The 16,503-nt window shown below is 51.3% G+C and carries 16 protein-coding genes, 1 tRNA gene, 1 other RNA gene and 2 pseudogenes; all 20 read left to right on the top strand.

Annotation, left to right across the window (positions count from 1 at the left end; genetic code table 11):
• Positions 1-8 precede the first annotated feature (8 nt).
• The 20 genes and pseudogenes from rpoD (HNR45_RS05855) (at position 9) to feoB (ending at position 16,420) form a co-directional block, all read left to right on the top strand.
• Positions 9-1,100, top strand: a complete 1,092-nt coding sequence (gene rpoD / locus HNR45_RS05855; RefSeq protein WP_024048519.1) for an RNA polymerase sigma factor RpoD — start codon at positions 9-11, stop codon at positions 1,098-1,100.
• A 40-nt stretch (positions 1,101-1,140) separates the two neighbouring features.
• Positions 1,141-1,932, top strand: a pseudogene (locus HNR45_RS07375) (sigma-70 factor domain-containing protein); the annotation flags it as partial.
• A 393-nt stretch (positions 1,933-2,325) separates the two neighbouring features.
• A pseudogene (gene rpoD / locus HNR45_RS07315) lies at positions 2,326-3,039 on the top strand (RNA polymerase sigma factor RpoD); the annotation flags it as partial.
• A gap of 54 nt (positions 3,040-3,093) precedes the next feature.
• Positions 3,094-3,168: transfer RNA gene (locus HNR45_RS05845), tRNA-Ile, on the top strand.
• A gap of 54 nt (positions 3,169-3,222) precedes the next feature.
• Positions 3,223-3,951: a tRNA (adenine(22)-N(1))-methyltransferase gene (locus HNR45_RS05840; protein WP_159823244.1), complete on the top strand. Its 729-nt coding sequence runs from the start codon at positions 3,223-3,225 to the stop codon at positions 3,949-3,951.
• Positions 3,933-5,048, top strand: coding sequence for a Nif3-like dinuclear metal center hexameric protein (locus HNR45_RS05835; RefSeq protein WP_159823243.1), 1,116 nt, complete (start codon positions 3,933-3,935; stop codon positions 5,046-5,048). Before HNR45_RS05840 ends, HNR45_RS05835 begins: the two co-directional genes overlap by 19 nt.
• A 32-nt stretch (positions 5,049-5,080) precedes the next feature.
• An RNA gene (gene rnpB / locus HNR45_RS05830) (RNase P RNA component class A) lies at positions 5,081-5,419 on the top strand.
• A 187-nt stretch (positions 5,420-5,606) separates the two neighbouring features.
• Complete coding sequence (gene trxA, locus HNR45_RS05825; protein ID WP_024048523.1) at positions 5,607-5,933, top strand: thioredoxin; 327 nt, start codon at positions 5,607-5,609, stop codon at positions 5,931-5,933.
• A 152-nt stretch (positions 5,934-6,085) separates the two neighbouring features.
• On the top strand, positions 6,086-6,337 hold the full coding sequence (locus HNR45_RS05820) for a type B 50S ribosomal protein L31 (protein WP_024048524.1): 252 nt from the start codon (positions 6,086-6,088) through the stop codon (positions 6,335-6,337).
• A gap of 108 nt (positions 6,338-6,445) precedes the next feature.
• Positions 6,446-7,273, top strand: coding sequence for a DUF1385 domain-containing protein (locus tag HNR45_RS05815; protein WP_159823277.1), 828 nt, complete (start codon positions 6,446-6,448; stop codon positions 7,271-7,273).
• Positions 7,260-8,336: a peptide chain release factor 1 gene (gene prfA, locus HNR45_RS05810; protein ID WP_159823242.1), complete on the top strand. Its 1,077-nt coding sequence runs from the start codon at positions 7,260-7,262 to the stop codon at positions 8,334-8,336. Before HNR45_RS05815 ends, prfA begins: the two co-directional genes overlap by 14 nt.
• Complete coding sequence (gene prmC / locus HNR45_RS05805; RefSeq protein ID WP_159823241.1) at positions 8,336-9,193, top strand: peptide chain release factor N(5)-glutamine methyltransferase; 858 nt, start codon at positions 8,336-8,338, stop codon at positions 9,191-9,193. The genes prfA and prmC overlap by 1 nt, the downstream gene beginning before the upstream one ends.
• The gene (locus tag HNR45_RS05800) at positions 9,190-10,218 is read left to right on the top strand and encodes an L-threonylcarbamoyladenylate synthase (RefSeq protein WP_159823240.1); all 1,029 of its coding nucleotides are present in this window, start codon (positions 9,190-9,192) and stop codon (positions 10,216-10,218) included. The genes prmC and HNR45_RS05800 overlap by 4 nt, the downstream gene beginning before the upstream one ends.
• Positions 10,219-10,683, top strand: a complete 465-nt coding sequence (locus HNR45_RS05795) for a low molecular weight protein arginine phosphatase (protein WP_024048529.1) — start codon at positions 10,219-10,221, stop codon at positions 10,681-10,683. It abuts the gene before it with no gap.
• Positions 10,684-10,746: 63 nt separating this feature from the next.
• Positions 10,747-11,202, top strand: a complete 456-nt coding sequence (gene rpiB / locus HNR45_RS05790; RefSeq protein WP_159823276.1) for a ribose 5-phosphate isomerase B — start codon at positions 10,747-10,749, stop codon at positions 11,200-11,202.
• Positions 11,195-11,737, top strand: a complete 543-nt coding sequence (locus HNR45_RS05785; RefSeq protein ID WP_159823239.1) for a TIGR01440 family protein — start codon at positions 11,195-11,197, stop codon at positions 11,735-11,737. Before rpiB ends, HNR45_RS05785 begins: the two co-directional genes overlap by 8 nt.
• A gap of 27 nt (positions 11,738-11,764) precedes the next feature.
• A complete protein-coding gene (gene glyA / locus HNR45_RS05780) occupies positions 11,765-13,000 on the top strand; it encodes a serine hydroxymethyltransferase (RefSeq protein ID WP_159823238.1) in 1,236 nt (411 codons plus the stop codon).
• 11 nt (positions 13,001-13,011) lie between these two features.
• A complete protein-coding gene (gene upp, locus HNR45_RS05775; protein WP_024048533.1) occupies positions 13,012-13,638 on the top strand; it encodes a uracil phosphoribosyltransferase in 627 nt (208 codons plus the stop codon).
• A gap of 156 nt (positions 13,639-13,794) precedes the next feature.
• A complete protein-coding gene (locus tag HNR45_RS05770; RefSeq protein WP_024048534.1) occupies positions 13,795-14,049 on the top strand; it encodes a FeoA family protein in 255 nt (84 codons plus the stop codon).
• Positions 14,036-16,420, top strand: a complete 2,385-nt coding sequence (gene feoB / locus HNR45_RS05765; protein ID WP_024048535.1) for a ferrous iron transport protein B — start codon at positions 14,036-14,038, stop codon at positions 16,418-16,420. The genes HNR45_RS05770 and feoB overlap by 14 nt, the downstream gene beginning before the upstream one ends.
• Positions 16,421-16,503 lie beyond the last annotated feature (83 nt).

Raw genomic sequence — 16,503 nt, 5'->3', positions numbered from 1 at the left:
GAGGCGCCATGCAAACAACGAAGAAAGGCAATCGGGCACACATCGCAAGTCTTGTGGCACGCGCGGATAAACACGGTAACCTTGCGTATAGCGTTTGGCAAGAGTATGCGGTGCAGCAAGGTTTTTCGTATCGTAAATGGGACCAGATGCTCGCTGCGCTGGCCACGCGGGGACTCGTCCTCTGCGCGGTCACATCGCCCGCCGCTGCACAGGCGGAGGCGACGGAAGCGGCCGGCAGTCGAGTCGATGACGCGGTGCAAACCTATTTAAAAGAAATCGGTCAGGTCGACTTGTTGACGGCCGACGAAGAAGTGGAACTGGCGCAACGCATCGAAGCCGGTCGCGAGGTGGAAGGTTTCACGAGACGCGAACAGCGGGATCTGGAAGCGGATGCCGATATGGCGCGCAAAGAACTTTCCGATGCCAATCTGCGGTTAGTTGTAAGCATTGCCAAAAAATACCACGGTCGCGGCTTGCCGTTTTTGGATTTGATCCAGGAAGGCAATCTCGGTTTACTGCGAGCAGTGGAAAAGTACGACTATACAAAAGGATTTAAATTCAGCACGTATGCGACCTGGTGGATTCGCCAGGCGATTACGCGAGCGATCGCCGATCAGGCACGCACGATCCGTGTTCCGGTGCATATGGTGGAAACAATCAATCGGATGAACCGGTTGACCCGCCAGATCGGACAGGAAAAGGGACGCGAGGCGACGATTGAAGAAGTCGCCGAAGCGATGGAAGTAACGGTTGAGCGAGTACGAGAGATCCGAAAAATTGCGGAGGAACCGGTTTCGTTGGAAAAACCGGTTGGGGAAGAGGAAGATTCCCACTTGGGCTCGTTCATTGAAGATCGCGATGCGGTGGCGCCGGAAGAAGCCGTGGCGGAAACATTGCAACGCGAACAGATTGAAGCGGCGCTCAATACGCTACCGGAACGCGAACGCGAAGTCATTTATCTGCGTTTCGGTTTGCGTGACGGCAAACACCGTACGCTCGAAGAAGTCGGACGATACTTTGACGTCACACGCGAGCGCATCCGGCAAATCGAACGCAAAGCGCTGGAAAAACTGAAAACGCAAGAAAAATTATTGCGCTGATTTAAGGAGAGAGATTTTTGAACAAAGCAAGTACGGAGTTATGGAAGAGGATGGAACAATGACGGCAACTAACCAGACCAAGACGACAAAAAAACGGACGCGCCTGACGGTGTCGGAACGAATCGAAATAGCGCGGCAGGATTTGATCGAATGGTATCAGTCAAAGCCGCAAGATACTGTCGCCGCATCTTCCATTTTGGCTCCGCATCATTTTTCGCAACGCAGTCGCACATTGTTGACGCAGCAATTACAGGAGGCAGGCCTTCCGCTTGCGATCACGGAAGATGATCAAGTCACCGTGACGGAACGGGCGGAAAAAACCTCAAAGCAAACTAAACAAAAAGCAGGCGGTAACAAAAAAGCGACCGCATCTAAAACGGAAAAGAAGAGCAAAGGAAAAGCATCGAGAAGCGCCGTCGCAGCCGATGATGCCAAATCGATGCAACAATTGATCAAAAAAGGCGCCAGCCTTGATCAGGTTCTGATGCTTCTGGTGGAACGCGGCCGTCGCGATGGCATGTTGACATATGAAGAAGTCATGGATGCCTTCGAACGGTTTGATTTAAGCGCGGAAAAAAATGAAAAAATTTACGCTCGCTTCTACAAAGAGAACATTGAAATGGTCAACAGCGAAGAGAAGGAAGAGGCGCTGGCGGAAGAGGATGAAGACGAAGACAGTGAAGCGCGCGAAGTACGTAAAGCCACGTCCGAAAACTTGCAGGATGGCAATGACAATATTCATTTAGATGATCCGGTGCGTATGTACCTTAAAGAAATCGGTCGTGTTTCACTGTTAAAAGCACCGGAAGAAGTAGCGCTTGCCAAACGCATCGAAGCCGGCAAATTGATTATGGAAACGCAGGCGCAGCGACAGGCTGTGATCCATTGGGTAGCCGCGATGGCGCAGGTAAGTAATGCGCAGGGAGATATTCCGTATACGGCATTCCAAGTTCCTTCCGCATTAACATGGGACGAAACGACGGCGGAAATCTTGCAAAAATCATTGGATATTCTGCAAATGAAGCCCGCGGATGGCTTGAATATAGCGCAGGCGGTAGAAATGGCGACAGCCATGGCGGAACTTCCGACCGATGAAGAAAACGCAGAGACAACACCGAGCGAAGCGTTTTTATCACCTGACGAAGTGCAAAGCCGGTTAGAGGCCGGACTCGTCACGGAAGAAGTACGTCACAATGAGGGCAGCGTTTTGGCGGATGCGCATTTTGCCAAGCAGGATCTGACGGATGCCAACTTGCGTTTGGTTGTCAGCATTGCGAAACGCTACGTCGGCCGCGGCATGCAATTTTTGGATTTGATGCAGGAAGGTAACCTCGGCTTGATCAAAGCGGTCGATAAATTCGATTATAAAAAAGGTTACAAATTCAGCACGTATGCGACCTGGTGGATTCGCCAGGCGATTACCCGTGCAATCGCTGATCAGGCGCGTACGATTCGTATTCCGGTACATATGGTGGAAACCATCAACAAACTTTCACGAACGGCTCGCAATTTATTGCAGGAACTGGGACGCGAAGCAACGCCGGAAGAAATCGCCGAGCAAATGGACATTACCGTGGAACGTGTGCGCGAGATCATGAAAATTGCGCAGGAACCGGTTTCGTTGGAAACTCCGATCGGCGAAGAGGAAGATTCCCATTTGGTGGAATTCATCGAAGACCGCAATGCCGTCGCTCCGGAAGAAGCGGCTTCGGCCATTTTGCTTAAAGAGCAGGTCGATGATATTTTGCAAGGTCTTACCAAGCGTGAACGGGAAGTCATCTATTTGCGGTTCGGGTTAAAAGACGGCAAGCAGAGAACGCTGGAAGAAGTCGGTCAGTACTTTGACGTTACGCGTGAACGGATTCGTCAGATCGAGCGTAAAGCCTTGGAAAAATTGCGCAGTCGCGGGAAACGCGAGAAGATTACCGATTACCTCTGATGTTTGACAGGGCTTGATATGCTTTTGTATAATAGAAAAGTATATTTATACACCGGGCCTATAGCTCAGGGGTAGAGCAGCCGGCTCATAACCGGTCGGTCCCTGGTTCGATCCCAGGTGGGCCCACCACATTGCATTGTAGGACGACTGCGGTCGTCCTTTTTTGTCGAAAGGAGTTCTTGTATGCCGGATGGCGCAGCGCCTTCTGTAACGTTGTCACCACGTTTGCAAACCGTTGCGGATGCCGTGCCCGTGTGCGATACTGTAGCTGATATCGGTAGCGATCACGGCTACGTGTCCTTGTACCTGCTCGAAAAAAAGCGGGCGCGTCACGTTATCGTCAGCGATTTACGGAAAGGTCCGTTGGCAACGGCGCGGCAAAATTTTTGCCGAACGCAATGCAGCGCGCAGGCTGATTTTCGTCTGGGCAGCGGCCTGGAAATTTTACAGGCTGACGAGGCGGACGGTATTATTTTGGCGGGAATGGGCGGTCCGCTGATGCGGGAACTTTTACAGGCGCGGCCGGAAGTATATCAAAAGCTGGCGTTTATTATTTTGCAGCCGATGACGGGGCAGGCGCTGTTGCGACGAAGTTTGCGGGAACTCGGTCTGAAAATTGATCGGGAATGGCTTTGCGAAGAAGGCAAACACCTCTATGAAATCATTCGTGTCGTTCCCGGGACGCAGAATCTGCCGGAGGAACTCGCGGCGGTCGGGCCCTACCTTTGGGAAAGCCGCGCGCCGATGCTAGCCCGTCATCTGCAGCGATTAATTCAGCGCGCGCAAGCTCATCGCAACGGTCTATTGCACGCGAAAGAGCGATCTGCGGCACGACAGGTGGAATTATATTCATTGGAGAAACATATCGCACAGTGGAAGGAGATGCTGCAGCAATGCGAATCCGAAAGATAATGCAGGCATTGGAAGAATGGGCGCCGCCGAAATTGGCGGAAGACTGGGACAATGTAGGATTGCTGGTCGGCGATCCGGAGACGGAAGTGACAGGTGTTTTGACGGCGCTTGATGTCACGAAAGAAAATATCTGTTATGCGAAAGAGCACGGTATCAACCTCATCGTTGCGCATCATCCGATTCTGTTCAAACCGTTGAAGCAATTGGTCGCCGGAGACCCGGTTGCGGACTTAGTGAGACTTTTAGTGCAAAACGATATCGCCTGCTACGCCGCGCATACGAATTTGGATATTGCGACCGCGGGTGTAAATGATCTGTTGGCGGAGCAAATCGGGCTTGTTGATGTCAAAGGACTTGTACCGGTACATAGCGAGCCGTTTTACAAAGTGGCGGTATTCACACCGCAAACGCATGCAGACGCAGTCCGCGCCGCCATGGGCGATCACGGTGCCGGCGCGCTCGGCGATTACTCGCATTGCACGTTCAGTGCGCAGGGACAGGGACGCTTTTTACCGTTAGCCGGCGCGCAGCCTTTTTTGGGGAATCCGGGACAAGTGGAAACGGTCGAGGAAGAACGCGTGGAAGCCATCGTGTCGGCACATGACTTGAACGCAGTACTCCGCGCGATGCTTGACGCGCATCCCTACGAAGAAGCGGCGTATGATGTGTATCCTTTGGAACGACCGCGGGAAACCTCTTACTTGGGACGGATCGGCCGTTTTCCTAAAGCGCTGTCGCTGGGCGATGTGCTCAAGAAAATTCAAACCGCCTTGGAGATTCCGGTATTGCGGTATGCCGGCCAACGTGCAACCATTGAACGCGTTGCGCTTTGCAGCGGCGCCAGTATGGAATTCGCCGATGCCGCGGTGCAGAAGGGCGCGGATTTATATTTGACCGCCGACGTCAAATACCACGAGGCGCAGCGTGCCGCGGCGCAGGGAATCGTGGTAGTCGACGGACATCATTACCACACGGAGATCAAAATTGCCGATCGTCTGGCGGATTATTTAGCGCAAATGCTTGCGACGGATGGCGTCCGCCTGAACATCGTCGCTGATCCTGTGCGGGCAGATATATTTTCATTTTGGGGAAATTGACGACCTGGCAGAAACATGATACACTGTCAAAACGAGTACGAAAGACAATCGCGAGCGTAAGCTCGAGGAAAGTCCGAGCTCCGCAGGGCAGAGTGCCGGATAACATCCGGCGAGGGTGACCTCAGAGATAGTGCCACAGAAATGTAGACCGCCGGCAACGGTAAGGGTGGAACGGTATGGTAAGAGCATACCGGCGGCGGGGTAACCCGTCGGCCAGGTAAACCTCACTCGGAGCAAGACCGAATAGAAAAGGGATGAAGTTGCCCGCTGACCTTTTGGGTGTGTCGCTTGAACAGTCGAGTAATCGGCTGTCTAGAAAGATGATTGTCACGTGTAAACGTACAGAACTCGGCTTATTGACTACTCGTAATAAAAAAATCCGCTACGGCGGATTTTTTGTTTTCAATTTACTCTCGCATAAAGTGCAACAACGCCTGCCGTATCGGTATTTTGATACATATATAATAGGGACAAACTTGACAGACTGAAAGAAAGTAGGTATGATATTGATATAGGATTTCTATATTTTTCGATATATATTACATGAGGTGATACCTAATGGCAAATATTACAGAAATTACCACTGCACAAGAATTTGAATCGGAAGTAAAATCTGAAAAAGGCGCTGTATTGGTTGATTTTTGGGCTTCGTGGTGCGGCCCGTGTAAAATGATTACGCCGGTAGTTGATAAGCTCGCAGAAGAATACGCGGGCAAGATCAAAGTTGTCAAAGTGAATGTGGATGAAGGCGGCGACCTCGCCGGTCAAATGGACGTAATGGGCGTACCGAGCCTCATTTTCTTCCAGAACGGCGAAGAAGTAAAACGAATCGTCGGCAATCGTCCGGATGAACTGAAAGCGGCATTTGCGGAATACGCAAAATAAAATAATTTTACGCAAACGGTACTGCGGTGCCGTTTGTTTTTTTTGTAAAGTCCACTATAAAATGAGATATCGGTATGTAAATTATCTTGCATTTGACATGGGCATTTGTTATACTATCTTAGTGTCAGTATGTTAAGAAAAGAGGTGCAACTGTGAAGAAAGGAATTCATCCCGAATATCATCCGGTCGTATTCCAAGACGCCGGCGCGGATTACGCGTTTTTGACTCGTTCCACAATGACGTCGAGCCAGACAATTAAATGGGAAGACGGCAACGAATACCCCCTGGTCAACGTGGATATCAGTAGCAAATCGCATCCGTACTATACGGGCCAGCAGCGTTTCGCGAAAGCGCGCGGCCGTATTGAAAAATTCAATAAACGATACGGCAAAGAGAGCGAATAAAAGGGTAGGCAGGCGCGTACAGTGTCTGTCTATTTTTATACATAAAATGAAAGTGGGAATTTGGTGAAAAAAGCTTATGTAGGAGGTCAGGCGGTCATCGAAGGTGTGATGATGCGCGGACCGGAGTATGTTGCCACGGCGGTTCGTGAGGCCGGCGGCGATATCGTCATAAAAAAGGACAGAGTATTGCCCTTAGGCGCGAAGTATCCGATTTTAAGCAAGCCTTTGCTGCGCGGTATGGTAGCGCTGTACGAGTCGCTTGTCATCGGCATGCGTTCCCTGATGTTTTCGGCGCAGGTCGCGGGCGAAGAAGACGAAAAGCTGGACGATAAAGAGATTTATACGACGATGGCGGTGTCAACGATATTTGCCGCGGTTTTGTTTCTGGCGATTCCGACATACGCGGCTAAATTTATCCCGGGGACGGGTTCCAACCATGTTTTGTTGAATTTGGCGGAAGGAATCTTGCGGCTCCTGATCTTTTTAGCGTATTTATACGGCATTTCGCGGACGAAAGATATTCAGCGCGTATTCGAGTATCATGGTGCCGAGCATAAAACGATTTACTGCTATGAAAAGAATTTACCGCTGACGGTCGAAAATGTTCGTCCGCAATCCCGATTACATCCGCGTTGCGGCACGAATTTTTTGCTGATGGTTGTGATTGTCAGTATTTTTGTGTTTGCGTTTTTAGGTTGGCCAAGTTTGTGGGAACGCTTTCTTTCCCGCATTATTTTGATGCCTGTCGTGGCGGGCCTTGCCTATGAATGGATTCGGCTGGCTGCGCGCAGCGACAATTCGTTGGTGCAGGCATTGGTAAAACCGGGACTGTGGCTGCAGAATATTACCACTCGCCCGCCGGATGACAGTCAGATCGAAGTCGCCATTGCCGCGATGAACGCGGCCAAGCCGCAGGAGGAATATGTTAGAGGATAAATTACAAACGGTCGAAGATACTTTTTTAGATTTAGAGCAGCAAATCAGCGATCCGGACGTTATCGCGCAGCAGGCAAAGTGGCGCGCGTTGATGCAGCAGCATGCCGCCTTGGCGGAAACGGTCGAAACGTTTCGCGAGTACAAAAAAGCTGTGGCCGGCATTCGTGAAGCAGAAGAATTACTGAACGATAAAGACCAGGACGCGGATATGCTGGCTCTGGCAAAAGAGGAACTCGCTGAGAATAAACAGGCAAAAGCGGAACTTGCCGAGCGGTTGAAAATCTTATTATTACCGAAAGATCCCAACGATGAGAAAAACGTCATCGTGGAAATTCGCGCCGGCGCCGGCGGCGATGAGGCGGCTTTATTCGCCGCGGAGTTAATGCGCATGTATACGCATTACGCCGAAGCGCAAGGCTGGCATTGCGATTTGATCGATTGGAATGAAACCGGTTTGGGCGGCTATAAAGAAGTCGTCTTTTCGATCACAGGAGTCGGTGCGTATTCCAAATTGAAATACGAAAGCGGCGTACATCGTGTGCAACGTGTGCCTGAAACCGAAAGCGGCGGTCGTGTCCACACATCGACGGTGACGGTGGCCATTTTACCGGAAGCGGAAGATGTGGAAATCGAAATCAAACCGTCGGATCTGCGCATCGATACGTATTGCGCATCGGGGGCAGGCGGTCAGTACGTCAACCGTACGGAAACCGCTGTACGCATTACGCATTTGCCGACCGGCCTGGTAGTGACCTGCCAGGATGAGAAAAGTCAGGCCAAAAACAAAGATAAAGCAATGCGCGTACTAAAAGCGCGTCTTTACGATTTAGCGCAACAGGAAGCGGATGCGAAACTGGCGGCTGACCGTAAGAGTCAAGTGGGAACCGGCGATCGTTCCGAACGCATTCGCACGTATAATTTCCCGCAAGGTCGTGTGACGGATCATCGTATCAATGTAACGATTTACCAGCTGCAGGCGGTACTTGACGGCGATTTGGAAGAACTGTTATCCGGCTTGATTGCTGCGGATCAGGCGGCCAAACTGGCGGAAAGCGAGAACTGATGGCGAACGAGCTCTGGACGATCGGTCGTATGCTGCAATGGCTGGTGGCGTATTTTACCAAGCACGAAATAGAAAACCCGCGTTTGGATGCCGACTTATTGGTAGCGGAAGTGCTCGATGTCAATCGATTATATTTGTATACGCACTTTGAACGTCCGCTCGAAGCGTCCGAACTCGCCCGACTGAAAACATATATTCAACGTCGCATCGAAGGCTACAGCGTCGCGGCGATCGTTGGTAAAAAAGAATTTATGCGCTTGCCTTTTGTGGTGACAAAAGATGTTTTGATCCCGCGTCCGGCGACGGAAACGCTCGTGGAAACGGTACTGGAGCACTGCGGTGAAACGCCTTTGCGGGTATTGGATATCGGTACCGGCAGCGGCGCGATCATCTTGAGCCTTTTGCACTATCGTCCGCAATGGACAGGCATTGCTTGCGATATCTCCGCTGCCGCCTTGGCGGTTGCGAGGCAAAATGCGGTGCGTTTGGAAGTAAGCGATCGCGTGGAAATAATCGAGAGTGATCTTTTTCGCTCACTTGCCGATCAAACATTTGATATTATCGTGTCTAATCCGCCGTATATTCCCGATGGGGATATTGAAGACCTTGCGCCGGAAGTACGGCACGAACCGATGACTGCGTTGCGCGGCGGAGAAGACGGCTTAGCCATTTACCGCCGAATGATTCCGGCCATGGTACCTCATTTGCGCAAAGGTGCGCTTTGTGCGGTGGAGATCGGCGCGGAGCAGGGGGCCGCGGTAAGCGCTCTTGTGCGTGAAGTGAACGCGTTCAGCGAACCTGCCGTCAGGCAGGATCTGCAGAATCTTGATCGTGTAGTTTGGTGGAAACGGATATGAAAACAAAGTATGTAACAATTGATCACTCACGGCCGCTGGGTCCGCAGGTGGCTCCATGGGGTGAAATTCTGCGGGCCGGCGGCCTTGTCGCATTTCCGACGGAAACGGTATACGGGTTAGGGGCCAACGGCTTGGATAGTGAGGCGGCGAAAAAAATTTATGTTGCCAAAGGACGTCCGAGCGACAATCCGCTGATTTTACATGTGCTGGATCGCGACGGCCTGGCGCCTTTGGTAAAGGAAATTCCGCCGCTTGTTGACCGACTTATTTCCGAATTTTGGCCGGGACCGCTGACATTGGTATTGCCGAAATCGGACATCGTTCCGACAACAGTGACGGGGGGCGGTGCGACGGTAGCTGTACGGGCGCCGAGTCAGCCGGTGGCGCGCGCTTTAATTACGGCGGCAGGCGTACCTTTGGCCGCGCCCAGCGCGAATTTGTCCGGACGGCCGAGTCCAGTGACCGCGCCGGCGGTGCGGCATGACTTGGACGGCAGAGTGGATGTCATTTTAGATGACGGCGCTTGCCGGATCGGCTTGGAATCGACCGTGGTATCACTGCAGGAAAATGAACTTGTCATATATCGACCGGGAGCGATTACCTTGGAAATGCTGTCCGCCTTTGCGCCGACGCGTTTGGATACGGCGCTTGTCACAGGTCAAGGCATTCCGAAAGCGCCGGGCATGAAGTACCGTCATTACGCGCCGCGTGTACCGGTGTATTTATATACGGGAGAAACTGAAAAAATTCGCGCAGCGCTGGCAAAAACGTACGACTCTCGCCGCGGCTACCTGGTAAGCGCCGAGACGGCGCGCGCCTTACCTGCCGGTGAGAATATCTATATTTGGGGCGAGGCAGCTGACGCTGCAGCGTATGCGGCGCATTTATACCAGGGCTTGCTGTATCTTGACGAGACGGCGGCGGAGGAGATTTATGCCGAAGGTATTTCCGATCAGGGCATCGGGCTTGCGGTCATGAATCGCCTTTTGAAAGCGGCCGCGTACCAGGTTCGAGAGGTGAAATAAATGAAAGTCGTATTTGTATGTACGGGCAATACCTGTCGCAGTCCGATGGCGGAAGCGATGTGGCGATATTTAATGAAAGATGTTACTGACGATTCACACACGGTCCACTCGGCGGGCTTGGCACCGGCCATCGGTATGCCGGCGGCGCCGTTGGCAGTGGCGGAACTGTCACGTCGTGAGATTCCGTTTTCCGGGCATACCGCAAAAGCATTGACACGGGACATGTTACAAAATTCGGATGCGGTCGTGGTGATGACGCAAAGCCAACGCGATCTTTTACGGCGCTCGTTCGGTGAGCTGGAAAAGAAAATCCAAACACTTGGCGAATGGAGCGGTTTGGGCGGAGAAATCCCCGATCCTTTCGGCGGTGACGCAAGCTTGTATGCGCAATGTGCAAGCTCGATTTGGGAGCATCTCGCAGCGGCGAAACAAAGACTTTATCCGGAGCATGGCGACACAAAATAAGTGTACTTTTTATGCCCTTACCGCCTGTTTTATGGTAGGATAGAACTACCAAGGAGGGATATGATGAAGATAGTGATCGGCAGTGATCATGGCGGATTTCATTTGAAAGAAACGATTCGTCGTGAACTCGCAGAGGAAGGTTATGAAGTAAAAGATGTGGGGACTCACTCGTTAGATTCTTGTGATTATCCCTTAATTGCGCAGGATGCCACTGCGGCGATACTCGCCGGTGAAGCCGAGCTGGGCATTTTGATTTGCGGCACGGGGATCGGTATCGGCATCGCCGCGAACAAAGTGCCGGGCATTCGTGCCGCGCTTTGTCATGATGTCTTTTCCGCGAAAGCATCGCGCGCGCATAATAATGCCAACATTTTGACGATGGGAGAGCGCGTCATCGGACCGGGCTTGGCGCTGGAAATTGTGCACGCCTTTTTGGAAGGTCAATTCGAAGGCGGTCGTCACGAGCGTCGGGTGAATGAAATTACAGCACTGGAACAGGGAGGCGCTACGCATGAGTGAAATATATGAACAGACCAAAGCGGCTTTTACCGAGCTTTGCGAGATCGCGCAATTTGCTCCGCAAGACTTAATCGTGGTTGGCGGTTCATCCAGTGAAATTCGCGGCGGTCATATCGGCAAAGACAGCTCCGCGGAAGTGGGCGAAGAAGCGATTAAGGCATTGATGGAAGTGGCGCAGGCTCAACATTTGGAACTGGCGATTCAATGCTGCGAACATTTAAACCGTGCGCTGGTTGTCGAACGTAAAACGGCGGAACGCTTACATTTGCAACAAGTTACGGTCGTGCCGTGGCTGCATGCAGGCGGTTCTTTTTCCACCAATGCGATGGCGCTTTTTGACGATCCGGTTGTGGTGGAGGAAGTATCGGCGGCGGGCGGCCTGGATATTGGTTGCACGATGATCGGCATGCATTTACGTCGCGTGGTAGTGCCGGTGCGACTGCAACAAAATCATATCGGTGCGGCTTTGGTAGTCGCGGCGCGAACAAGATTTCCGCTGATCGGAGGCGAACGAGCCCGTTATACAAAGGCATAAAAGTTTTCATTGAGTAGGAGGATGATCATGCAAAAGTTACGCGAACAGGATGCAGAATTATTTGCTTACATTACCGATGAATTGCATCGGCAGCAAAACAAATGGGAACTGATTGCTTCAGAAAACTTTGTCAGTGAGGCTGTTCTCGAAGCCCAGGGCAGTATTTTAACGAATAAATACGCTGAAGGGTATCCGGGAAAACGTTACTACGGCGGCTGCCAATTTGTCGATAAAGTAGAGAATTTGGCGCGCGATCGAGCCAAAGAACTGTTTGGCTGTGACCATGTTAACGTGCAGCCACATTCCGGTTCACAGGCCAATTTCGGTGTATATTTCGCGTTGCTCAAGCCGAACGATACGATCATGGGCATGGACCTTTCCCATGGTGGCCATTTGACTCACGGCAGTCCGGTCAATGTCTCGGGGAATTATTTCAATGTTGTTTCCTACGGGGTGGATCGGGAAACGGAATGCATCGATTATGACGAAATGGAAAAAATCGCTCGAGAAGCGAGACCGAAGCTGATTATCGGCGGCGGTAGCGCCTACTCGCGGATCATCGATTTTGAACGTATGGCGGCGATTGCGCATGCCGTCGATGCAATTTTCATGGTGGACATGGCGCACATTGCAGGTCTTGTCGCGGCGGGTGTACATCCGAGTCCGGTGCCGTTTGCCGATATCGTAACAACGACTACGCACAAAACTTTGCGCGGACCTCGCGGTGGTATGATCATGGCGACGGAAAAATATGCGAAGGCCGTTGACAAAGCGATTTTCCCGGGCATCCAGGGCGGGCCGTTGATGCATGTCATCGCCGCCAAGGCGGTGGCTTTCGGCGAAGCATTGCAGCCGGAATTTAAAGCCTATGCGAAACAGATTATCGCCAATGCCAAGGTGCTTGGCGACACATTGGTGGAAAACGGTTTGCGTGCCGTCACGGGCGGTACGGACAATCATTTGTTGCTGATTGATGTACAAGGTCTCGGGATCACCGGCAAAGACGCGGAACATGTTTTGGATGAAGTGGGCATTACCTGTAACAAGAATACGATTCCGTTCGAAACGCAAAGTCCGTTCATCACGAGCGGTATTCGTCTCGGTTCGCCGGCCTTGACGACACGCGGTTTCAAGGAAGAAGATTTCAAAACGGTAGGGCGTGTGATCGCGTCTGTTTTGAAAGCACCGCAGGATGCATCCGTCGCGGAAAAAGCACGTAAAGAAGTCGCGACACTTTGTGAAAAATATCCGATTTATAAATAACGGGAGAGCTTATGGCTGTACATATTCTGGACCATCCGCTGATTCAACATAAAGTCACTTTAATTCGTGACAAAAATACAAGTTCCAAAGATTTTCGTGAACTTCTGCAGGAAATCACATTGTTGATGGGTTACGAAATCACGCGTGATTTGCCGTTGGAAGATGTCGAAGTGGAAACGCCGATTACTAAGACGATAGGTAAACGTCTGGCCGGTAAAAAAATGGGCATTGTGCCTGTACTGCGTGCCGGTCTCGGCATGGTTGAAGCGTTGCTTGATTTGATTCCGAGTGCGCGCGTCGGTCATATCGGTTTGTATCGTGATCCGCAAACATTGAAGCCGGTGGAATACTATTGCAAGTTGCCGTCCGATATCGGGGAGCGCTTTTTCATCGTTACTGACCCGATGCTTGCGACCGGCGGTTCGGCCTCAGCTGCGATTACGCTTTTAAAAGAACGCGGTGCGAAAACGATTAAGTTGATGTGCCTTGTCGCGGCCCCGCAAGGCGTTGAAGTGGTACAAAAAGAACATCCCGATGTGGATATCTATGTAGCGGTTCTTGATGATCATCTTAACGAAAAAGGATATATTGTTCCCGGTCTGGGCGACGCGGGCGACAGAATCTTCGGCACTAAATAAAAAAGCTGCGCAAGCAGCTTTTTTATTTTACTTTATATGAAATCAAAAGCTTTGCCGGCCAATGTATACTTATTAAAAATAATTTTGCGAAACAATATCAAAAATCAGAAGAGCTGTGATATAATAAAAAATCATAAAACGAGGAGGTCCACCATAATGGCGGAGCGGACATTAGCGCAGTTGCGCCCGGGAGAAACGGGCGAGATTACACGTGTCGAGGGGCGCGGTAATGTGCAGCATCGATTGATTGATATGGGAGTTGTACGAGGGGCTCGGGCAACGGTGATGAAAGAGGCACCCCTGGGCGATCCGATCGAAATTAAAGTCAAAGGTTTTAATTTATCTTTACGCAAGGCAGAAGCCGAGATGATTTACGTAAAGACGCAGGAGGAACAAGATGAAAGCGATTAAAATTGCGTTGGCGGGCAATCCAAACTGCGGCAAAACGACGGTTTTCAATAATCTCACCGGGGCGCGTCAACATGTGGGCAACTATCCCGGTGTCACGGTGGAACGCAAAGAGGGCCATAAACGTTTTGCAGGCATTGACATGCTGTTTTTGGATTTGCCGGGCACGTACAGTTTGACCGCCCGTTCTTTGGACGAAGTGGTAGCTCGTAACACCATTATTAACGAACGTCCCGATGTGATCGTCAATGTCCAGGATGCTTCCAACCTGGAGCGTAACCTGTACTTGACCGCACAGCTTGTCGAGTTGGGACAGCCGGTCGTGATTGCGTTGAACATGGTCGACGTGGCAGACCAGATGGGCATCCATATCGATTTACGAAAATTAAGTGACGCATTGGGCATCACTGTCGTACAAACGGTAGGCAGCCGCAACGTCGGAACCGTTGCGTTGCTGGAAGATGTGGCGCGTGTTGCCAAGGAAGGCAAGGCGCCGCAGATTAAGATCGACTACGGTCCGACGCTGGAACATTTGATCACTACCATGACAACAGCGATCCAAGCCCAGACGGATATTCAGTATCCGATACGCTGGCTGGCGATTAAGCTGTTGGAAAATGATCAGGAAGTACAAGAAGCGTTGCAACAACGCGGCGGTATGGAAGACGTACTCAACTTGGCGCATTGTTTACGAAATTCATTACCGAAAGAAATTGACGCAGAATTTATTTTTGCGGAAAAGCGCCACCAATTTGCAGTACAGATATTTCAACAGGCGGTAACGGTAGACCCCACATTACATGAAACACGTTCGGATAAAATCGATAAAGTATTGACGCATCGCTTTTTCGGACCGCTTATTTTTGCGGGTATGATGTGGCTGCTGTTTAACGCGGTATTCACATTGGGGGCGTATCCGCAGGAATGGCTCGATGGAGTGATTACAGACTTCGGCACTTGGCTTACCACCGTTTTGCCGGAAGGAGCCATCCAATCGCTTGTTGTGGACGGAATTGTTGGCGGCGTCGGCGCGGTTTTGAGTTTCTTGCCTTTGATTTTAATTTTATTCGCTGGCATTGCGCTTTTGGAAGATAGCGGTTACATGGCGCGTGCCGCGTTTATTTTAGATCGCATGATGCATGCGGTAGGTTTGCACGGCAAGTCGTTTATTATGTTGCTGCTGGGTTTCGGTTGTACAGTGCCGGCCGTCATGGGCACACGTTCGCTGGATAATCCGCGGGATCGTATGGTGACGATGTTGGTCGCGCCGATGATGAGTTGCGGCGCGCGTTTGCCGGTATATACGCTGTTGATCGGTGCTTTCTTTACCGCGAAGTGGGCGGGGACAGTGCTTTTCGGCATTTACATGCTGGGCATCGTGCTGGCGATTGTGCTGGCGCTGGCTTTCCGTAAATTTTTATTCCCGGGAGAAAGGGAACCGTTCGTTATGGAAATGCCGGAGTACCACGTTCCGACGCTAAAGGGTGTTTTGCTTCACATGTGGGAACGAGCGGTGCTATACTTTAAAAAAGCAGGCACGTTTATTTTGGCGGCTTCTGTGGTTGTTTGGTTTATTACCGTATATCCGCAAAATGTCCCGCTTGATCAGGATTATGACGCGTTGCGTGCCGCCGCGACACAGGAATATCAAACCCAAGCGGAAGCAGTGCTTGCGCCGTTTGCCATTAACGAAATCAATGAGAATCCGGCACTTTTCCAAGCGGTGGCAACGTTGGAAACCTTGCAGACGCAAAATGAGGAAGCGCTGGCCGCGGCGCAAGAAGAAGGAAACGCCGCCGAAGAAGAAACGCTTGCCAAGTCGTTTACCGCATATGGTCGGGAATTTCCGGTGGCGTTACAATCGGTGGCCGAGACACAGCCGCAATACTACCCGTATGCGTTGGAATATTTTGCCTTAACGAAAGATCACGAAGAAGAAATGGCGGCGATTGATCGTGCGGAAAGTGCCGATCAACTTGCTCACAGCTATGCGGGACAATTCGGACACATGATCGAACCTGTCTTGCAACCGCTCGGCTTTAATTGGAAAATCGGCGTTTCGCTGGTAGCTGCTTTAACGGCGAAAGAAGTGTTGGTAAGTTCGCTCGGCACGATCTACAGCATGCAAGCCGATCCGGATGACAGCAGCGGTTTGATGGAACGTCTTGCCGCGGATCCCGCGTTTGATCCGTTGATTGCGCTCAGTCTGATGGTCTTTGTTTTGTTATACTGTCCGTGTCTGGCCGTACTCGCTGTGATGCGTCGGGAAACTGACTCGTTTCGTTGGCCGGCATTTGTCTTTATGTATTGTACGTCGCTTGCCTGGGTGTGCTCCTTTGTGGTTTATCAAGGCGGTCGGATGCTCGGATTTTGAGGTGAGAATATGCAAACTGTTTTTATAGGGGTGGCAGTGCTGGCGGCATTTGTCTACCTGACATGGCATTTTTGGCACGGTCT

The organism is Negativicoccus succinicivorans, from assembly GCF_014207605.1.
GTDB lineage: Bacteria > Bacillota > Negativicutes > Veillonellales > Negativicoccaceae > Negativicoccus > Negativicoccus succinicivorans.
Note: the sequence above shows the minus strand (reverse complement) of the source record. Positions and strands in the feature narration are given on the sequence as shown.

Bases quoted from the DNA above. Each gene is read 5' to 3' on its own strand.
- rpoD (WP_024048519.1), top strand. From the start codon at position 9: ATGCAAACAACGAAGAAAGGCAATCGGGCACACATCGCAAGTCTTGTG.
- HNR45_RS05840 (WP_159823244.1), top strand. From the start codon at position 3,223: ATGCCGGATGGCGCAGCGCCTTCTGTAACGTTGTCACCACGTTTGCAA.
- HNR45_RS05835 (WP_159823243.1), top strand. From the start codon at position 3,933: ATGCGAATCCGAAAGATAATGCAGGCATTGGAAGAATGGGCGCCGCCG.
- trxA (WP_024048523.1), top strand. From the start codon at position 5,607: ATGGCAAATATTACAGAAATTACCACTGCACAAGAATTTGAATCGGAA.
- HNR45_RS05815 (WP_159823277.1), top strand. From the start codon at position 6,446: ATGATGCGCGGACCGGAGTATGTTGCCACGGCGGTTCGTGAGGCCGGC.
- prfA (WP_159823242.1), top strand. From the start codon at position 7,260: ATGTTAGAGGATAAATTACAAACGGTCGAAGATACTTTTTTAGATTTA.
- prmC (WP_159823241.1), top strand. From the start codon at position 8,336: ATGGCGAACGAGCTCTGGACGATCGGTCGTATGCTGCAATGGCTGGTG.
- HNR45_RS05800 (WP_159823240.1), top strand. From the start codon at position 9,190: ATGAAAACAAAGTATGTAACAATTGATCACTCACGGCCGCTGGGTCCG.
- HNR45_RS05795 (WP_024048529.1), top strand. From the start codon at position 10,219: ATGAAAGTCGTATTTGTATGTACGGGCAATACCTGTCGCAGTCCGATG.
- rpiB (WP_159823276.1), top strand. From the start codon at position 10,747: ATGAAGATAGTGATCGGCAGTGATCATGGCGGATTTCATTTGAAAGAA.
- HNR45_RS05785 (WP_159823239.1), top strand. From the start codon at position 11,195: ATGAGTGAAATATATGAACAGACCAAAGCGGCTTTTACCGAGCTTTGC.
- glyA (WP_159823238.1), top strand. From the start codon at position 11,765: ATGCAAAAGTTACGCGAACAGGATGCAGAATTATTTGCTTACATTACC.
- upp (WP_024048533.1), top strand. From the start codon at position 13,012: ATGGCTGTACATATTCTGGACCATCCGCTGATTCAACATAAAGTCACT.
- HNR45_RS05770 (WP_024048534.1), top strand. From the start codon at position 13,795: ATGGCGGAGCGGACATTAGCGCAGTTGCGCCCGGGAGAAACGGGCGAG.
- feoB (WP_024048535.1), top strand. From the start codon at position 14,036: ATGAAAGCGATTAAAATTGCGTTGGCGGGCAATCCAAACTGCGGCAAA.